Annotated in this window: 13 protein-coding genes; 10 read left to right on the top strand and 3 right to left on the bottom strand. The window is 63.9% G+C overall.

What is annotated here, in order from left to right; translation table 11 throughout:
• The first annotated feature begins 15 nt into the window (after positions 1–15).
• The 5 genes from ACM14_RS25900 to ACM14_RS25880 all read left to right on the top strand — a co-directional run bounded on the left by ACM14_RS25900 (position 16) and on the right by ACM14_RS25880 (position 8,892).
• Positions 16–546, top strand: a complete 531-nt coding sequence (locus ACM14_RS25900) for a phage tail protein (protein ID WP_043823124.1) — start codon at positions 16–18, stop codon at positions 544–546.
• An 11-nt stretch (positions 547–557) separates the two neighbouring features.
• The gene (locus ACM14_RS25895) at positions 558–1,091 is read left to right on the top strand and encodes a phage tail protein (protein WP_065347760.1); all 534 of its coding nucleotides are present in this window, start codon (positions 558–560) and stop codon (positions 1,089–1,091) included.
• Between the two features lie 14 nt (positions 1,092–1,105).
• Positions 1,106–1,963, top strand: coding sequence for a sulfotransferase (locus ACM14_RS25890; RefSeq protein WP_065347759.1), 858 nt, complete (start codon positions 1,106–1,108; stop codon positions 1,961–1,963).
• Positions 1,960–6,591 (top strand): DUF4347 domain-containing protein, encoded by a 4,632-nt coding sequence (locus tag ACM14_RS25885; RefSeq protein WP_065347758.1) that lies wholly within the window; start codon positions 1,960–1,962, stop codon positions 6,589–6,591. Before ACM14_RS25890 ends, ACM14_RS25885 begins: the two co-directional genes overlap by 4 nt.
• Positions 6,592–7,638: 1,047 nt before the next feature.
• Complete coding sequence (locus ACM14_RS25880) at positions 7,639–8,892, top strand: hypothetical protein (protein WP_065347757.1); 1,254 nt, start codon at positions 7,639–7,641, stop codon at positions 8,890–8,892.
• Between the two features lie 329 nt (positions 8,893–9,221).
• On the opposite strand, the gene ACM14_RS25875 is transcribed toward ACM14_RS25880, so the two are convergent.
• Entirely contained in the window at positions 9,222–10,451 is a 1,230-nt protein-coding gene (locus ACM14_RS25875; RefSeq protein WP_065347756.1) for an MFS transporter, read from the bottom strand.
• A 513-nt stretch (positions 10,452–10,964) separates the two neighbouring features.
• Between ACM14_RS25875 and ACM14_RS32175 the strand changes: the two genes are divergently transcribed.
• Entirely contained in the window at positions 10,965–11,138 is a 174-nt protein-coding gene (locus ACM14_RS32175; RefSeq protein WP_175403310.1) for a hypothetical protein, read from the top strand.
• A gap of 45 nt (positions 11,139–11,183) precedes the next feature.
• Here ACM14_RS32175 and ACM14_RS25870 read toward each other — a convergent pair whose 3' ends face one another.
• Positions 11,184–11,753: a helix-turn-helix domain-containing protein gene (locus ACM14_RS25870; RefSeq protein ID WP_065347755.1), complete on the bottom strand. Its 570-nt coding sequence runs from the start codon at positions 11,751–11,753 to the stop codon at positions 11,184–11,186.
• Positions 11,754–11,767: 14 nt separating this feature from the next.
• On the opposite strand from ACM14_RS25870, the gene ACM14_RS25865 reads away from it, so the two are divergent.
• Positions 11,768–12,670, top strand: coding sequence for a DMT family transporter (locus ACM14_RS25865; protein WP_065347754.1), 903 nt, complete (start codon positions 11,768–11,770; stop codon positions 12,668–12,670).
• Positions 12,671–13,325: 655 nt separating this feature from the next.
• Here the strand turns inward: ACM14_RS25865 and ACM14_RS32555 are convergent.
• Positions 13,326–13,718, bottom strand: coding sequence for a hypothetical protein (locus tag ACM14_RS32555; protein WP_254662141.1), 393 nt, complete (start codon positions 13,716–13,718; stop codon positions 13,326–13,328).
• Between ACM14_RS32555 and ACM14_RS25860 the strand changes: the two genes are divergently transcribed.
• The 3 genes from ACM14_RS25860 to ACM14_RS25850 form a co-directional block, all read left to right on the top strand.
• Positions 13,710–15,104, top strand: coding sequence for a hypothetical protein (locus tag ACM14_RS25860; RefSeq protein ID WP_254662140.1), 1,395 nt, complete (start codon positions 13,710–13,712; stop codon positions 15,102–15,104). The genes ACM14_RS32555 and ACM14_RS25860 overlap by 9 nt on opposite strands.
• 183 nt (positions 15,105–15,287) lie before the next feature.
• Positions 15,288–16,019 (top strand): type 1 glutamine amidotransferase, encoded by a 732-nt coding sequence (locus ACM14_RS25855; protein ID WP_065347752.1) that lies wholly within the window; start codon positions 15,288–15,290, stop codon positions 16,017–16,019.
• Positions 16,020–16,130: 111 nt separating this feature from the next.
• Positions 16,131–16,726: DeoR family transcriptional regulator (locus ACM14_RS25850; RefSeq protein WP_065347751.1), on the top strand; the 596-nt coding region annotated here is incomplete at its 3' end.

Genomic DNA, 16,726 nt, shown 5'->3' with positions numbered 1-16,726 from the left:
CAAGAGAGCAAGACCATGGACAACTTTGTCGGTGAAATACGTCTTTTCGGGGGCAATTTCGCACCCGCAGGCTGGGCGCTGTGCAATGGCGCCATCCTGAGCATCAGTCAATACGACACCTTGTTCGCGCTGATTGGCACCACCTACGGGGGCGACGGCCAGAACACCTTCGCCCTGCCCGACCTGCGTGCCCGCATACCCGTGGGCCAGGGGCAGGGCCCGGGCCTGACCAACCGGGTGATGGGCGAGCAATTCGGCGTCGCGGAGGTGACGCTGCTCCAGAACAATATGCCCGCCCATACCCACGACCTGCGTGCCAGCACCTCGGCCGCCACGGCCTCGCAGCCGGCGCCGGACCTGGTTCCTGCGCAAAACGGCACCGACAATTTCTATCTGCCCAAGCCCGGCAGCGGCGCCCTACCCCAGAGCATGAAGCCGAACAGCGTGACCCTGTCCGGCTCCACCCTGCCGCACAGCAACATCATGCGCAGCACGGCAGTCAACTACATCATCGCGCTCTACGGCGTTTTCCCAAGCAGCAACTGAAGGCCAGGCACATGGACTACTACCTCGGAGAAATCCGCCAATTCGCCTTTTACTTTGCCCCGCGTGGCTGGGCACTGTGCAACGGCCAACTGATGCCCATCCAGCGGTATTCGGCGCTGTTCGCCCTGCTGGGTACCTACTATGGCGGCGATGGCAAGACTACCTTTGGCCTGCCCAACCTGCAGGGCGGCGTGCCCTTGGGGATGGATCCCAACGCCAACTGGCCCATAGGTACCCAAGCGGGATCGGACTCCGTGACGCTGATACAGGGCGAAATGCCCACGCACAACCATGCGGTGATCGGCCTGAACAATGCGGGAACCAAGGCATCCCCGGAAACCGGCTGCTATCTGGGCTTCGACGCACGCGGCGGCTCCGGCGTGGTCCGCTACATGCAGGCCAATGTGGCGGCCCCTTCAACCACGCTGGCGCCCAACACACTCGGTCCCAGCGGCGGCTCCACGGCCCACGAAAACCGGCAACCGTTTCTCGCGCTGAGCTACTGCATCGCGATCTCGGACGGGATTTTCCCGCCACGCAATTGAGTACGGCCGGCGCCATGCCCCGCACACTGCACTTCATCTCCGGCCTGCCGCGCTCGGGCTCCACTCTGCTCGCGGGCATCCTGCGTCAGAACCCCCGCATGCATGCCGCGATGAGCAGTCCCGTGGCGGGGCTGCTCAACAGTATCCTGGAGCAGATGGGCGCCGGCAGCGAGTCCTACCCCTTCTTCAACGAGGCCCGGCGCAAGACCATGTGCCGGGCCTTGATCGACGCCTACTACGCCGACATCCCGCAGCCGGTGATCTTCGACACCAACCGCCAGTGGACGGCACGCCTGCACCAGCTGGCCGAACTGGTGGAGGGTTTCAAGGTGGTCTGCTGCGTGCGCAATCCCGCCTGGGTCATGGACAGCTTCGAACTCATCCATCGCAAGAACCCCTTCGACTACAGCCGCATGTTCAACGCCGCCAGCCGGCAGACGGTGTATTCGCGCTGCGAGACCATGATGTCCGCGGCCGGCGCGGTGGGTGGCGCCTGGACGGCGCTCAAGGAAGCCTACTACGGCCCCTTGTCCGAGCGCCTGCTGCTGGTGGACTATGACCTGCTCACGCAGCATCCCGGGCGCACGCTGGAACTCATTTACCGCTTCCTCGGCGAACCCGCCTTCGCACACGATTTCGACAATGTCGAGTACTCCGAGAACGAGTTCGACCTGAACCTTGGCGTCAAGGGCCTGCACGACGTCCAAAGGAAAGTGGCCTTCAAGGCACGCCGCAGCATTCTTCCTCCCGACCTGTTCGCCAAGTACCAGGACATGGATTTCTGGCAGGACCAGGCGGGAACCGAGGCAGGCATCATCGCCCCGCGCAGGGCAGACACCCAGAAACGACCCATACCGGAGGAGACCCCATGAACCGTGCCCTGCTCAGCGGCCTTTCCTCGCTGCTGTTTCCCTTCGCCGCCCATGCGGCGGCCACACCGGCCGGCGGATACCTGATGCGTGGCGGCTACCAGCCGGGGCGCCATGCGCGCCTGCAGCTCGATGCCTCCAGCCGCGCCTTCGACAGGCCCCACCATGCAAAGCCCCATCGCCCCCCGGCGGCCACGGATGCGGCAGGCCTGGACATCGTTCAGCCTGCGGCCATTTCCGAACTGGTGGTGATCGACGGGGCGGTGGCCGACAAGGCCACCCTGTACCGCGGGCTCAGGCCCGGCGTGGCGGCCGTGGAGATCGATCCATCGCGGCCCGGCCTCCCTCAGCTGGCCGCCGCCCTGAGCAACTACCGCGACCTGGCCGCGGTCCATGTGGTCTCGCACGCCTGGGATGGCGAACTGCAGCTGGGCAGCAGCCGTGTCACCTCCGACAGCGTCCTGCAGCAGCCGTCGGCGCTGGCCGCGTTGCGCCAGGCAGTGCGCGCAGGCGGCGACCTGCTGTTCTACGGCTGCGATCTGGCGGCCGGCGACAAGGGGGCTGCCCTGCTGGACATCGTCCATCGGCAGACGGGGCTCGATGTCGCTGCCTCCAGCAATCCGACCGGCAGCCCGGCCCTGGGAGCGGACTGGACCCTGGAGATCCAGCGCGGCCACATCGACACCCCGGTGGCTTTCTCGGACAAGGCCAGGGCGGACTTCTCCGAGGTGCTGGTCGCAGCCGATGGAACCCGGAATTTCGCAGGATGGTCGGGAGCACTGTCGCCACAACTGAGTACCACCGACTTCCGCCTGACCGCCAGGAACGGCGACGGATCCACTCCCAACGTCGGAATCTATGCAGGAGGGATCTCCTACATGCTGACCAATGCGGCAAACGACAACAGCGGCCACTACCTGTATGTCAAAGCCGACGGCTCCAATACCACGGCCTTCGAGTTGACGGGGCTGAACGCCGGTGAGTATGGTTCGGGCGAATTCACCAATCTGCGTATCGAGGGAACGGTCCACGGCGGCGGAACCATCCAATCGGCCACCGTCAATTCCGCTGGAGCCAGCAGTGAGGCGTTCATGTTCGGCCCCGCACAACTGGCGGCCTTCGCCGGGGTGAAGCTGCAGGGCTTCAAGCTGTACTTTGACTGCGAAGGTTCCTGCGCTGCCAATGAGACGGCCTTCCTGGAGTTCAGAAACTTCACCATCGCCAACGCCATCGACACCCCCCTGGCGCCCACGGTGACCGATGCACGCATCTCGATCTCGGGCGCATCCGGCACCGGTGGCGCCTACAAGATCAATGACATCGTCACCGCCAGCTGGAACAACAGCGCCGGCGGCGACAACAATAGCGGCATCACCGGCGTCACGGTGGACTTCAGCCAGTTCGGCGGGCCTTCAGCGGTCACGGCCACCAATTCCGGCGGCGTCTGGACAGCGGCCTATACCATCGTCGCCGGCTCAATCGACGCCACCAACCGCAACGTCAGCGTCACGGCCACCAATGCCGGCGGCAGCACGACCACGGCCGATACCACCAATGCCACGGTAGACAACATCGCCCCTGTCGTCACCCCTGGCAACATCGCCCTGTCGGGAGCGTCGGGCGTGGGTGGCGTCTTCAAGGCCGGTGACACCGTGATCGCCCAGTGGAACAACACTGCTGCGGGCGACAACAACACTGACACCATCAGTGCGGTGTCCATCAACCTGTCCGCCTTCAACGGCCCGGTGGCCATACCGGCCACCAACGCCGCCGGGATCTGGACAGCCACCCACCCGCTGCCGGCTGGGGTTGCAGGAAACAACCTCAATGCGAGCATCAGCGCCGTGGACAACGCCGGCAACATCACCACCACGGCAGGCAGCTCCAACGCCACCGTGGACACCCTGGCCCCCGCCGTCAGCAGCATCGCCGTCAGCGGCTCGCCAGCCCCGGGCGATGCCAGCGTGGCGTTCACGGTGACATTCAACAAACCCGTCACCAACATCTCCACCGACGACTTCACCCTGGTCGGCACGGGCACGGCCTCAGGCGCCATATCCGGTGTCTCGGCCAGCACAGGCAGCTCCGTCAACGTCAACGTTTCGGGCATCACGGGCACCGGCACCCTCAAGATCAGCCTGAACGGCAGCACCAACATCGTCGACAGCGTGGGCAACGGGCCGCCTGCGACCTTCAGCAGCGGCGGGACTCACACGGTCGCCGTTCCGGTGGCCCCTGGTGCTCCCACGGGTGCCACGGCCACGGCCGGCAATGCCCAGGCCTCCATCACATTCGCTGCCCCGGCCAGCAACGGCGGTTCGGCCATTTCCACCTATACCGCCGTGGCCAGCGGGGGCGGAGGCCAGACCGGATCCTGCCCAGGGCCGGCGGCCTGCACCATCACCGTGCCCGGCCTGACCAATGGCATCAGCTACAGCTTCAACGTCTCGGCCACCAACTCGGCAGGACTGACCGGCCCTGCGGCCACGTCCAACAACGTTACTCCCCAGGGCACGCAGACCATCAGCTTTGCCCCTGCGGCCAGCTACAACTTCGGCACCACACCCACGCTGACAGCCACCTCCAGCGCAGGCGCCAGCTATCCGGTGAGCTTCACATCGTCCACCACGGGCGTGTGCACCATCACGCCAACGGGCTCGCTGACCTTCGTGACGGCTGGCAGCTGCTCCATCAACGCGGACCAGGCCGGCGATGCGGCCACCAGCGCCGCACCCCAGGTCTCGCAGACCTTCAACGTCAACGCCGTCGCACCGGGAGCGCCCACCATCGGCACGGCAACCGCCGGCAATGCCCAGGCCACGGTGAGCTTCACCGCGCCCGCCTCTACCGGGGGAGCCGCCGTCACCTACACCGCCACATCCAGCCCGGGCAGCTTCACGGCGACGGGCAGCAGCCCGATCACCGTGCCCGGCCTGATCAATGGCACGGCCTACACCTTCTCGGTGACGGCCGCCAACTCTGCGGGGCCAGGCTCTCCCTCGGCTGCATCCAACGCCGTGACGCCCAGGGCCTCGCAGACCATCAGCTTCACGCCCGCTGCCAGCTACAACTTCGGCACCACACCCACGCTGACGGCCACCTCCAGCGCAGGCGCCAGCTATCCGGTGAGCTTCACGTCGACCACCACGGGCGTGTGCACCATCACGCCAACGGGCACGCTGACCTTCGTGACGGCTGGCAGCTGCTCCATCAACGCGAACCAGGCCGGCGATGCGGCCGTCAGCGCCGCGCCCCAGGTCGCGCAGAGTTTCACCGTGAATGCCGTCGCACCGGGAGCGCCCACCATCGGCACGGCAACCGCCGGCAATGCCCAGGCCACGGTGAGCTTCACCGCACCCGCCTCCACCGGGGGAGCCGCCGTCACCTACACCGCCACATCCACCCCGGGCAACTTCACGGCGACGGGTAGCAGCCCGATCACCGTGGCTGGCCTGACCAATGGCACGGCCTACACCTTCTCGGTGACGGCCGCCAACTCTGCGGGGCCAGGCTCTCCCTCGGCTGCATCCAACGCCGTGACGCCCAGGGCCTCGCAGACCATCAGCTTCACGCCCGCTGCCAGCTACAACTTCGGCACCACACCCACGCTGACGGCCACCTCCAGCGCAGGCGCCAGCTATCCGGTGAGCTTCACATCGTCCACCACGGGCGTGTGCACCATCACGCCAACGGGCTCGCTGACCTTCGTGACCGCAGGCACCTGCACCATTGCAGCCGACCAGGCCGGCGATGCCGCCACCAGCGCCGCACCCCAGGTCACGCAGAGCTTTGCCGTGAACGCCATCGCGCCTGATATCCCCGTCATCGGCACCGTCACTGCCGCAGACGCCCAGGCCACGGTGAACTTCACGGCCTCCGTGGGCAGCGGCGGTGCGCCCATTTCCGGCTACACCGTGACCGCCACACCAGTGGCGGTACCCGGTGCCCCCTCCGTGACAACGCAGACGGGCACCACATCGCCCATCGTCGTGACGGGTCTGACAAATGGATTTGTCTACAACTTCACCGTCAAGGCCGCGAACGGCGCACAGACCAGCGCGGACTCCGCAGCGGTACAAGCCACGCCGCGCAAGCTGGAGCTGGTGGGCGCGCCAGGCAGCGTGCCCGGCATGTCCGGCACGCCGACAGCGACGCTGTCCGGCGGCGGTGCCACCTGCACGTTGCAGGCCACCGGCGGCTTCGGCCCTGCAGCGTCCACACCGCCAGGCCTGCAGGCGCCCAACGGCCAATTCGCCTTCACGGCCGAGCAATGCACGGGCGCCGTGACGATGACCCTGGTCTACCCCAGCCCGCTGCCCGTGGGCGTGCAGTTCCGCAAGCCCGACGGAGCAGGAGGCTGGTTCGACCCCACAAATGCAGCCACCTCGCTGAACGTGGTCCTGAACGCTGCCCGCACCACGGTCAGCTACACCATCACCGACAACGGTCTGGGCGATACCAACCCGGCCACGGGCACCGTCAGCGATCCGTTCGTTCCCGTGGTGGCTGCCGTGGCACCCGGAGGCGCGCAGGCCATTCCCTCGCTGGGTGGATGGGCGCTCGCAATGCTGTCCGGGCTGCTGGGAGGCCTGGCCCTGCGCAGCAGGAAGGTGTTCACGGCCCGGCGCTGACACGCGGGCCGCCCGGGAGCATGGCAGGCCCGGCTCGCAAGAGCCAGGGCCTGCCGTCCAGAGCCCGAGCCCCCTCAGCGCAGAGGCTGCAGCAAGGCGGCGATTCCCGAAAACAGCGCCGCCATAAAGCTTTTCTTAAGCTTTGATGGGCATACTGACGGCATCCGCTTTCCGCCGAGCCTGAGGTCTTTCTCCTCCCTCCCTCTCGATACTTCTCAGGCACGCCCCCAGGGCATCGGCTTTTCCATACCCAGGCCCGCAATCATCCGGCTCGCGGGCCCACTCCTGTGCCCATCGGCCACGGTCGGTGCAGCAATGCCGACCGCCACATAGAGCACCCCCAGGATGGCTCTCAGGTTCCGCGTGCCGAACCAGGTCGCGGCCATGCAGGGATACAGCGCGATGCAGCTGCCGTTGGCAGTGCCGAACTGGCCAGGGCGATGAAGCCAGTGTCAGGGCCCACAGCCCGCACAGCAAGGCCAGGCCAGGCACACGGAAAGCACCATCAGAAAGCGCAGCGCCCCATCCTGTCGCCCAGTCGGCCCAGCAGCAGGATCCCAATGACATTGCCCATGCCGATCAGCCGGTTGCACTGCACTGCAGGCAAGCCTTACTGCCGAGAACACGACCACGGCGTATTGGCATAAGGCCCACAGACTTTCGACGATACGTCTTGAACCAAGACCAACCGGCCGGGATTGGGCTTGTTCGTCTCCAACAGTGAAGCAATTCGCATGGACTGTTCAAGACCATTGACACGGCCAATTGCTTTGCGTCAACCACAGAAAGAGCACTTGGATCTCATGGATTACCCGAACATCAAAGTCGATGCTGATGAAAATACGGAAATCAGGTGCATAGAGATCCACAGATGCAGAGCGGGTGTAAGATGCCGTGAGCATCACTCGACAACCTTGCACTATCTTGAGAGAAAAAACAACCACCCATAGAGAATTCAAAGGTTTCCTTACGATATTCTCATTGATATCTCTTATCTATGGGATCTGGATATATGGCAATTGGCCAGGAAATCTGGGCAATGACAGCATGGCCGCCTTGATGGAGGCAACAGATAAAACAGGAAATATATCGGTTGGAAAAACAGCGATATGGATAGGCTTTATCAAGCTGGCACTGGCACTGAACAGCAGTATTGGCACGATCACAACAATGCAGATGATGGTTTCTGCATTCATTTTCTCCAGAATAATCCACTACATTTACAATAACCACGGAATACTGCGATCTGCAATATTTTTTGCTTTCTTTGTTGTAACACCTCACATCCTGAACTTTTCCGGGATGCTCTACCCGGACGGACCATTTGCCATTTGCGGAATTGGATTTATCTTCGAAATATGGATATGCCTGAGGCGTTCTAAAGTCACATCCTTCTCCGCTTTCGTTATTTTTCTATGCATGCCTTTCGCCATCTTCGCAAGGTCGAATGGGATAGTATTATTGATACCTTTTATATATCTTTTATTCAAAACAGATCGATTCGGCCGCATCATTATCGCCACAATCGGCATTTTCTGGACTCTGACATCCACGTTCCTGACTCTGCATCAAGCAGGAAAGCCACAAGAGGCCACTTATCCATTGGTTATTTTCGAGACAGCCAACTTTGTTCAACCACGCCCGTTTTCCGTGGCCTTCGGCCTGCCTGCATACAATGTCTCCAAGACCACCGTCGAAGTACTTGAAAAATACGGTGGCATTCAGAAATTCAACGATTGGTACGATCGAGACTACTGGGATTCTCTTGTACACCAACCGAACTCACCGAACGTTCTTACAATACTCCCAGAGGACAAAGAGATCCTGATCAAGGAGTTTTCCAGATACAATCTCTGGCACAATATTCCCGCATTCCTGTCAAGCCGGGTCAATGTCTTTATGGTTTCCGCCTTGGCTGATGGCCACTTTCCCACGGCAGAGACAAAGAGCTATGTTCTGAAGAATTTCCAGGATTATTATTCAGAGCTGTCACCCCCTCCATTTCTTACCAAATGGATCACCCTTCTCAATTCCATTTCATGGAAATACAGGTTTATTCTCTGGTCACCTTTTTTCGGCATGGCCATGCTGGCTGTTGCCACCATAATGGCATGGAAACGCTTGAAGGCCGACCATCTGGTTATCCATGCTTCTCTAATTCTGCAGTTGTTCGCGATTTTCCTCTTCTCCAGCGCCGGGGAATACAGATATCTATTGACCTACTTCCTGCTCCCGATAGCTCTTTACCCGATGATCTGCGATTTACGCCGCAGCGCCCCTGCGACAACGAAGATGTCTTGATCTGGAGGCAATCGCCTTTCCACGCACCAGCCCACATCGACATCACACAGAGAAGCTTCTCACAGGCGCAAGATTGGCGTGACCGGCAGCCTTCGACATAGCGTGGCCAGGCCCACCGCGTCCTCAAAATCGATCACGCTGCGACCATCCGTGCGAGCCGCTCGCCATAGAGCTTTTTTCGAGCTTCGATGGGCATACTGACGGCATCCGCTTTCCGCCGAGCCTGAGGTCTTTCTCCTCCCTCCCTCTCAATACTTCTCAGGCACGCCCCCAGGGCATCGGCTTTTCCATACCCGGGCCCGCAGCCATCTGGTTCGCGGGCCTGCCTGTCAGCCCCTGCCATCACGCCCGGCGCATTCGGCACGCCACACCGCAAGAGCCGACAGCGCGGCACTGCCACCCGCCAACAGGATGGATGGCGTATAGCCACCCCAGACATCGAACAGCCAGCCTGCCAGGCTGCCCCCAGCCACGGCAGCAATGCCGACCGCCACATAGAGCGCCCCCAGGATGGCACCCAGGTTCCGCGTGCCGAACCAGGTCGCGGCCACAGCCGGATACAGCGCGATGCAGCCTCCGTTGGCCGCGCCGAACACCAGCGCGAAACCGGCCAGTGCCACGAAGCCTCGCGCCATGGCCCACAGCCCGCACAGCACGGCCAGGGACACGGTGAGCACCATCAGAAAGCGCAGCGCCCCCATCCTGTCGCCCAGCCGGCCCAGCGCGAGGCGGCCCAGCACATTGCCCACGCCGATCAGCCCGATCAGCCCATTGGCCTGCGCGGCAGACAAACCCTGCTGGCGTGCCAGCGGGTTGATGTGGATGAGGGCAAGGAACAGGCCGATGGAGCCCAGAAAGATGGCCGCGAAATACCACCAGAAACGGGCCTGCCGCGCCGCCTGGGCCAGGTCCATGCCCGGAGCGGACTGCCCGGCGGCAGGGACACCCGAAGGCGGCACGCCATCGGGATGCAGCCCCAGCTCCTCAGGCCTGCCGCGCAGGACGGCCGCCGCAGCCAGGCCGGCCAGTGCAATGGCTGCGGCATAGACCTGCATGGTCAGCTGCCAGGACAGGTGCTCCATGAGTGCGCCCGCCACCACGGGGCCGAGCAGCGTGCCCAGCCCGGTGCCCGCCAGCGCGATGCCGGAGGCAGAACTGCGCCGCAGCACGAACCAGCGCGCAATGGTGGAGACGGCGGGCACATACACCAGGCCCACGCCCAGGCCGACCAGAATGCAGAAGGCGCCCAGGAACAGCACCAGCGATGACGACACCAGGCTGCTGGCCACAAAGCCCAGCGCCAGCAGCACGATGCCGGCCGAGGTGACGGTGCGTACCGAGGTCCTGTCGCTCCAGGCCCCCGAGAACACGCCCACGCCGTAGTAGATCAGGGCCGTCAGGGAAAAGATGGAGGCCGTGGAAAAGCTGCTGGCACCGAACTGGGCCTGGATGCTGGCGAAAAACGCCCCGAACGAATAGGCCGCGCCAAAGATCAGCGCCAGCAGCACATGCACGGCGCCCACGATGTACCAGCCCCGGAAAAGCCTGCCTCGCCTCATTTGCATCTCCTTGGTATGGGATGACTTTAGTTGTCTATACATGCTTAGACATTAGGTATCAACCCCAGGAATACAGAGCAAAGAGCGAAATTGCAAGGACGGCGCACCTGCAAGGTCGGCAGCATTCCATCGCCGGTGTATGGGAGACAAGGCGCAGTTGTTCAGAGGGACGGCCGCAAGGGTGCATGGGCTGTGGCGAGGCGGGTCACCAAACCGTCGCCTGTGGCAATCCATGCCTCGTTGCGCCCAGCCGCTGCGCATCTATGATCGCCACGAAGAATCGTTTTCTTCCTGCATCCGTTCACGGGCTGCACTCTCTCCATGCGCAGATCCTCTCGCCGACAGCTTCCCTCGCCCGCCCGCACGGTACCGGGCACCGTGCCCGGCGTTTTGCAGCGCTTGGCTTTCTGGAGCCTCATTGCAATCTTGGCGTGCGCCCTAGGCACCATTTCCGTGGCACATCCGGCTGCCACGGCACTCACCATCACTGCCTTGGTCAGTTGCGGAGCATGGTTGAACAACCGCGAGAAAACCAGACTGCAGGCGCTTGCCGCTGCCCGCAACGGCGAGTCGATCTGCGGCTTTGCCCGTTCCTTTGATTTGCGCAGCACAGATCCTTTGGTGGTCCGCGCTGTGTATGCACAGCTTCAGTCTGAAGCGGCACCGCAGGCCACCGCATTTCGCTGACGACAGTGCCTTGCCCAGAGCACGGCACAGACCGCTGCAGCGCCCTCAGGAAATCACATTCCGGATGAACCGCGTCACGCCTTCCTGCAGGTTCACATAGGCGTAGTCCTGGGCGCTGCCGTAGATGGCGTAGTCGCCCGCCTCGATGGTCATGGGACCTTCGCTCAGGTCCACCAGCAGGCGGCCTTCGACCACGACGATCATTTCATGCCAGCCTTCCGGGTCGGGTTGGGCCTGGTAGCGTTCGCCGGGCCCAAGGGACCAGGACCACAGCTGAGCTTCGCGCGTGGCGGGCACGCTGCCCAGCAGCATGGCCTGGCTTTCGGGCCGGGTGCCGCGCCAGGCCATGGCGTCCATGCGCAGGCGCTGCGCGGCCGGGTCGCTGACGATTTCTATGAAGCTGGCGCCCAGCGCGTCGGCCAGCCGATCCAGGCTGGACAGGCTGATGTTGGTGTCGCCGCCTTCCAGCTGCACGACCATGCGCCGGCTCAGGCCTGCGGCCTCGGCGAGGGCCGCCTGGCTCAGTCCTGCACGCTGGCGCAGGCGGCGCAGGTTTTCGCTGACGAAAGCCAGGACATCGGAGCGCTCGCCAGCGCTGTGCAATATATTTCTCATATGATCTGCGCAATATGTTGCACACGTCATCTTCTCACAGTTCGCGCACGCCGCTGCTCAGCCGGCAGGAGCTGGCCCTGATCGCCGTCACCATGGTCTGGGGCGGCACCTTTCTCGTGGTCCACCTGGCCATGCAGTACAGCGGACCGCTGTTCTTTGTGGGCCTGCGCTTTGTCACGGCGGGTTTGATCGGGCTGCTGGTGTTCCGCAAGGCCATGGCCGGGCTCACGCGCACCGAGCTGGTGGCAGGCATCGCCATCGGCGCCAGCATCTTCCTGGGCTATGGCCTGCAGACTTTCGGGCTGCAGACCATCAGCAGCAGCAAGTCGGCGTTTCTGACGGCGCTGTATGTGCCGCTGGTCCCTCTTGTGCAATGGCTGGTGATGGGCAAGCCGCCGCGCCTGATGAGCTGGATAGGCATTGGCCTGGCCTTCACGGGCCTGATGCTGGTGGCGGGTCCGGAGTCCGGCGGCATGGAGTTGAACTTGGGCGAGATGGCAACCATGCTGAGCACGCTGGCCATTGCGGCCGAGGTGCTGCTGATCGGGCATTTCGCGGGCAAGGTCGATGCGCGGCGCGTGACCACGGTGCAGTTGCTGGCGGCCGGCGTCATGGCGCTGCTGGCCATGCCGGTGGCGGGCGAATCCGTGCCCGATTTCTCATGGGTCTGGCTGTCCGCCGCGGTGGCCATGGCCTGCGCCAGCATCCTGATCCAGCTGACCATGAACTGGGCCCAGAAGTCCCTGTCGCCCACGCGTGCGACCGTGATCTATGCCAGCGAGCCGGTCTGGGCCGGCATCGTGGGACGCATGGCCGGCGACCGGCTGCCGGGGCTGGCCATCCTGGGGGCCGCGCTGATCGTGGGCGGCGTGCTGGTCAGCGAGCTGCGCCTGGGCAGGCAAACACCCAAGCCGTAACGCACCCCGGCTGCGGCCCCCTGCGTGCTGGGCCGCACCTGTCCAACCCTGCGGCAAGGCCACAGGCGAATTGCTGCGCAGGACAAATTGCGGGGGCATGCCAGGCGCCTCGAAAACCCGGCCAGGACACTTCTCAGAAGCTCTTGAAAAACGGTATTTTCATAATCAATCAGAAACATCCGAGATCAAATAAGCTATTCCTAGGATAAATCCCATTTCCTCAATAATCCTAGGACTACTCTGAAAATCCGATTTTCATCAAAAAGATCATTACAAAACGCAATCAACCCTTTAGATTCCACTTTTGAAAACAGGCAAGCCATTCATCGGCTTGATGGTCATTCAATTCAGGAACTCATGAAAGGGCGATGGCATGCAAAAGCGTGGCGCGGGAAATCGACGGAAATTGGCCGGCTTTACGGCAGCAATGGCAGTCAGCTGCACAATCGTTTTTGGGACAGGTGGCACCGCATGGGCCGCCTCGGCAGGGGAAGGTCGCGGCTATGCGCTGGAAGTGAAGGCCGGCGTTTCATTGGTAGGCCTCGGGCTGGATATCCCGCTGGTAGATACCGGACTGCAGAGTGCGCCGCCGGCGTTCAATGTCTCCGGGAAAATGCTTGCTGCAGACATCGGGGGCGCCACCGACAGCTTGATTTCATTGAAGGCGGGTGTGCTCTCGGCAAGCACCGGGAGCTCGCTGGCGCAAAACCGCGTCGAAACAACCGCAGGCATCAGTGACATCAACCTGTCCCTCGCTGGCGTCGTGGCCATCAAGGCTGATGTGCTGCAGTCCCAAGTGCAGGCAACCTGCGTCAATGGTGCCGTCCAGCCCACCGGGGCCGCGACCATCGCGAACCTGAGCATCTCCGTGCTCGGTATCCCTGTCCCAATTCCACTGAATCCATCCCCCAATACCGGACTGAATACCGGAATCCTGGAAATCGTATTCAATGAGCAAACTCCCGTGGATGGGGGAATGGAAGTCAATGCCCTGCGCATTGGCGCGAAAATACCCATCCTCGCCGACGTCGACCTCGTCTTGGGCCATTCGCAAGCCTCGCTTGCCGACTGCGCCGCAGCGCAAGGGGATATCACGCCACCTGCAGTAGACATCACCACGTCCCCGGTAATCAATGCAGACAACCAGGACGCCTACATCGTCGCAGGCAGTTGCACTGCGGGCGATGGCAATGTGAAGGTGGCCATCGGCACGGCCCCGAAGTTCGTGACCATGACGACGGCCTGCAATGCAGCCGGAGCCTGGACGGCACCCGCTGCCAATGTGGCCAGCCTGCCCCTGGGTCCGGTGGACATCACGGCCACCCAGACCGATGCGGCCGGCAACACCGGCACGCGAAGTGTCATCGCCACCAAGACCACGGCCGCAGCCACGGACACGACGGCACCCCTGGTCGCGGTGGACAACGCAGCCGCGATCAATGCCGGCAATGAGCACGGCTACACCGTCTCGGGCACCTGCACGGCCGGCGATGGCGATGTCAGGGTGCGCATCGGCACGGCGCCCAACTCCGTGGAAGCCATCGCAGCGTGCGACAGCAACGGCCAATGGACCACTGCCGCCACCGACCTGGGCGGGCTGCCTGCGGGCACGGTGCCCATCCAGGCAAGCCAGACCGATGCGGCTGGCAATACAGGGACCGCCAATGTCTCCGTCACCAAGGCAGACACCACGCTGCCTGTGGTCACAGTGGGCACCCCGCCCCAGATCAATGCCGGCAACCAGGGCGCCTACATCCTCTCTGGCACCTGCACAGTCGGCGCAGGCAGCGTCACGGTGACCATAGGCACGGCGCCCAACGCGGTGGTGGCCACTGCGCCCTGCGACAGCAATGGCGACTGGACCACCCCCGCCACCGACGTGAGCGCACTGCCTGCGGGCACGGTGGGCATCCATGTGGCTCAGACCAATGCCGCCGGCAATTCGGGAACGGCCGATGCCACGGTCACCAAGGTCGATACCACGCCGCCCACCACGCCCTCGGTCACGGTGGTGAATCCTCCCCCGATAGACGCGGGCAACCAGGGCGGCTACATCCTCTCTGGCACCTGCACGGCCGGCGGTGGCAGCGTGACGGTGACCATCGGCACGGCACCCAAAGCCGTGGTGGTGACCGTGCCCTGCGATGGCAATGGCCACTGGACCACTCCTGCCACAGACGTGAGCGGCCTGCCCAAGGGATCGGTGACCATCACGGTCACCCAGACCCAGGCGACGGGCGATGTCGACTCAAGCACTGCGACCACCACCAAGACCACGCCTGGCGCGGACGATGTCCCAGGCAGCGACTCCGTCGCAGCCATCCCCGTGGGCGGGGCCTGGGCATCCCTGCTCCTGCTGGGCGCGGCGGCGCTGGGACTGCGCCGCCGTGGCAGGCAGCCGGGCCCGCAGCGCTCCGGGCGGCACCACGATTGACGGAGTTGCCACCATCAAAGGCGCCACGGCCGTGGCGCCTTTTTGCGTTGGGCCTGCGCAAGGCATGGAGCGGCCTTGATGCGGCCTTGATGGCGTTGTGCGCAAACACAATCCGCCCTTGAGGCAGCCGTCCCTAGAGTCAAGGCCTCACAACAAATGGCTTCCCGATGAAGCCGCGCCGCCATGAGACCTGTCGCCATCCTCCAGCACGAATCCGCCCAGGGCCCTGGCGTTCTGCGTGAACACCTGGAGCAGCAGTGCATTCCCTACCGACTGTTGCAGCCCGCCCTCGATCGCACAGCCCCTGTGAACGCCGCCGACTACAGCGGCATCGTGGTGCTGGGCAGCAACCGCAGCGTGAACGAGGGCCTGCCGTGGATGGAGGATGAACAGGCCCTGCTGGCCGATGCGCTGCGCAGCGACATCCCCGTGCTCGGCCACTGCTTTGGCGCACAGATGCTGGCGCGTGCCATGGGCGCCAGGGTCTGGCGCAACCCCTGCCCCAACATTGGCTGGAGCCGCATCTGGGTGACGGCCGCCGCCCAGCAGGTCATGGACCTGCCGCGCGAGGCGACGATCTTCCATTGGCACTACGACACCTTCGAGATTCCGCGCGGTGCCGTGCGCACCATGTACGGCAGCCACTGCCTGAACAAGGGCTTTCGCCACGGCCGGCACTGGGCCTTCCAGGGCCACATGGAAGTGACCGCCGCCAGCGTGGTTGCCTGGTGCACCGAAGGCCATGACGAGCTGCTGCGCGCACGCGGCCCTGCGGCGCAGACCGAGAGCGAGATCCTGCGCCACCTGGACCTGCGCATTCCCGTGCTGAACGCCCTGGCCCACCGGACCTACCGGGCCTGGACGGCGCAGTTGCAGCGCCCGGTGGTCGTGAATCTGGGCGTGGCCAGCCGATAGCCCTCCCCCGAAGCGGACGCCCCGGTGAATACCCGGGGAGCGCTTGACGTGGCGTTTGCACGCAGGGAAACTTTCGATACGAAATAAAAAACTTTCGAATCGAAAGAATCCATGCAGGACCAAGGCAACAGTTCACTCAAGCGCAGGCTGCAGATCGTGGAGCTGGCGCGCAAGACCGACGAGGTGCGGGTGGAGGCGCTGAGCGTGCTCTTCGGCGTCTCCACCGTCACCATCCGCAACGACCTGCACTACCTTGAGCAGCAAGGCTATGTGGTGCGCGCCTTCGGCAAGGCGCGCTACAACCCGGCCCTGCTCAAAACAGCCGCCGAGCTGCCCGGCGCCCCTGCCGCCGCGCAAGGCCCGGCGCAGGCCCAGGTGGCCCAGGGCGCGCTGGGCTGGATCGAGGACGACGCCTCGGTCTTCCTGGGCAGCGGCCGCATCACCCACCGCGTGCTGCCGTTGCTGGCCAGCCGCCAGGGCATTGCGCTGACGCTGCACGACCTGGCCATGGTGGCGACAGCGCGGCAGTTTCTCGATTGCGCCATTCACGTCACGGGCGGCGCGCTGGCCGGCGACGAGCCCGGCCTCATCGGCCCCGGGGCGGAAGCGGGTCTGCGGGCCCGGCCGCTGGACATCTGCCTGTTCGAGATCTGCGGCATCGACGACCGCAACCGCCTGCTGTGCCGCGACCCAGGCGCGGCTCGCCT

Origin of the sequence: Delftia sp. JD2 (assembly GCF_001682645.1) — a bacterium.
Lineage (GTDB): Bacteria > Pseudomonadota > Gammaproteobacteria > Burkholderiales > Burkholderiaceae_C > Comamonas > Comamonas acidovorans.
Note: the sequence above shows the minus strand (reverse complement) of the source record. Positions and strands in the feature narration are given on the sequence as shown.

What these genes read in the sequence shown, in the direction of transcription:
- ACM14_RS25865 (WP_065347754.1), top strand. Translation starts at nt 11,768, where the DNA reads ATGTTGCACACGTCATCTTCTCACAGTTCGCGCACGCCGCTGCTCAGC.
- ACM14_RS25875 (WP_065347756.1), bottom strand. Translation starts at nt 10,451, where the DNA reads ATGAGGCGAGGCAGGCTTTTCCGGGGCTGGTACATCGTGGGCGCCGTG.
- ACM14_RS25900 (WP_043823124.1), top strand. Translation starts at nt 16, where the DNA reads ATGGACAACTTTGTCGGTGAAATACGTCTTTTCGGGGGCAATTTCGCA.
- ACM14_RS25885 (WP_065347758.1), top strand. Translation starts at nt 1,960, where the DNA reads ATGAACCGTGCCCTGCTCAGCGGCCTTTCCTCGCTGCTGTTTCCCTTC.
- ACM14_RS25890 (WP_065347759.1), top strand. Translation starts at nt 1,106, where the DNA reads ATGCCCCGCACACTGCACTTCATCTCCGGCCTGCCGCGCTCGGGCTCC.
- ACM14_RS25855 (WP_065347752.1), top strand. Translation starts at nt 15,288, where the DNA reads ATGAGACCTGTCGCCATCCTCCAGCACGAATCCGCCCAGGGCCCTGGC.
- ACM14_RS32555 (WP_254662141.1), bottom strand. Translation starts at nt 13,718, where the DNA reads ATGGCCCAAGACGAGGTCGACGTCGGCGAGGATGGGTATTTTCGCGCC.
- ACM14_RS25880 (WP_065347757.1), top strand. Translation starts at nt 7,639, where the DNA reads ATGGCCGCCTTGATGGAGGCAACAGATAAAACAGGAAATATATCGGTT.
- ACM14_RS25870 (WP_065347755.1), bottom strand. Translation starts at nt 11,753, where the DNA reads ATGAGAAATATATTGCACAGCGCTGGCGAGCGCTCCGATGTCCTGGCT.
- ACM14_RS25895 (WP_065347760.1), top strand. Translation starts at nt 558, where the DNA reads ATGGACTACTACCTCGGAGAAATCCGCCAATTCGCCTTTTACTTTGCC.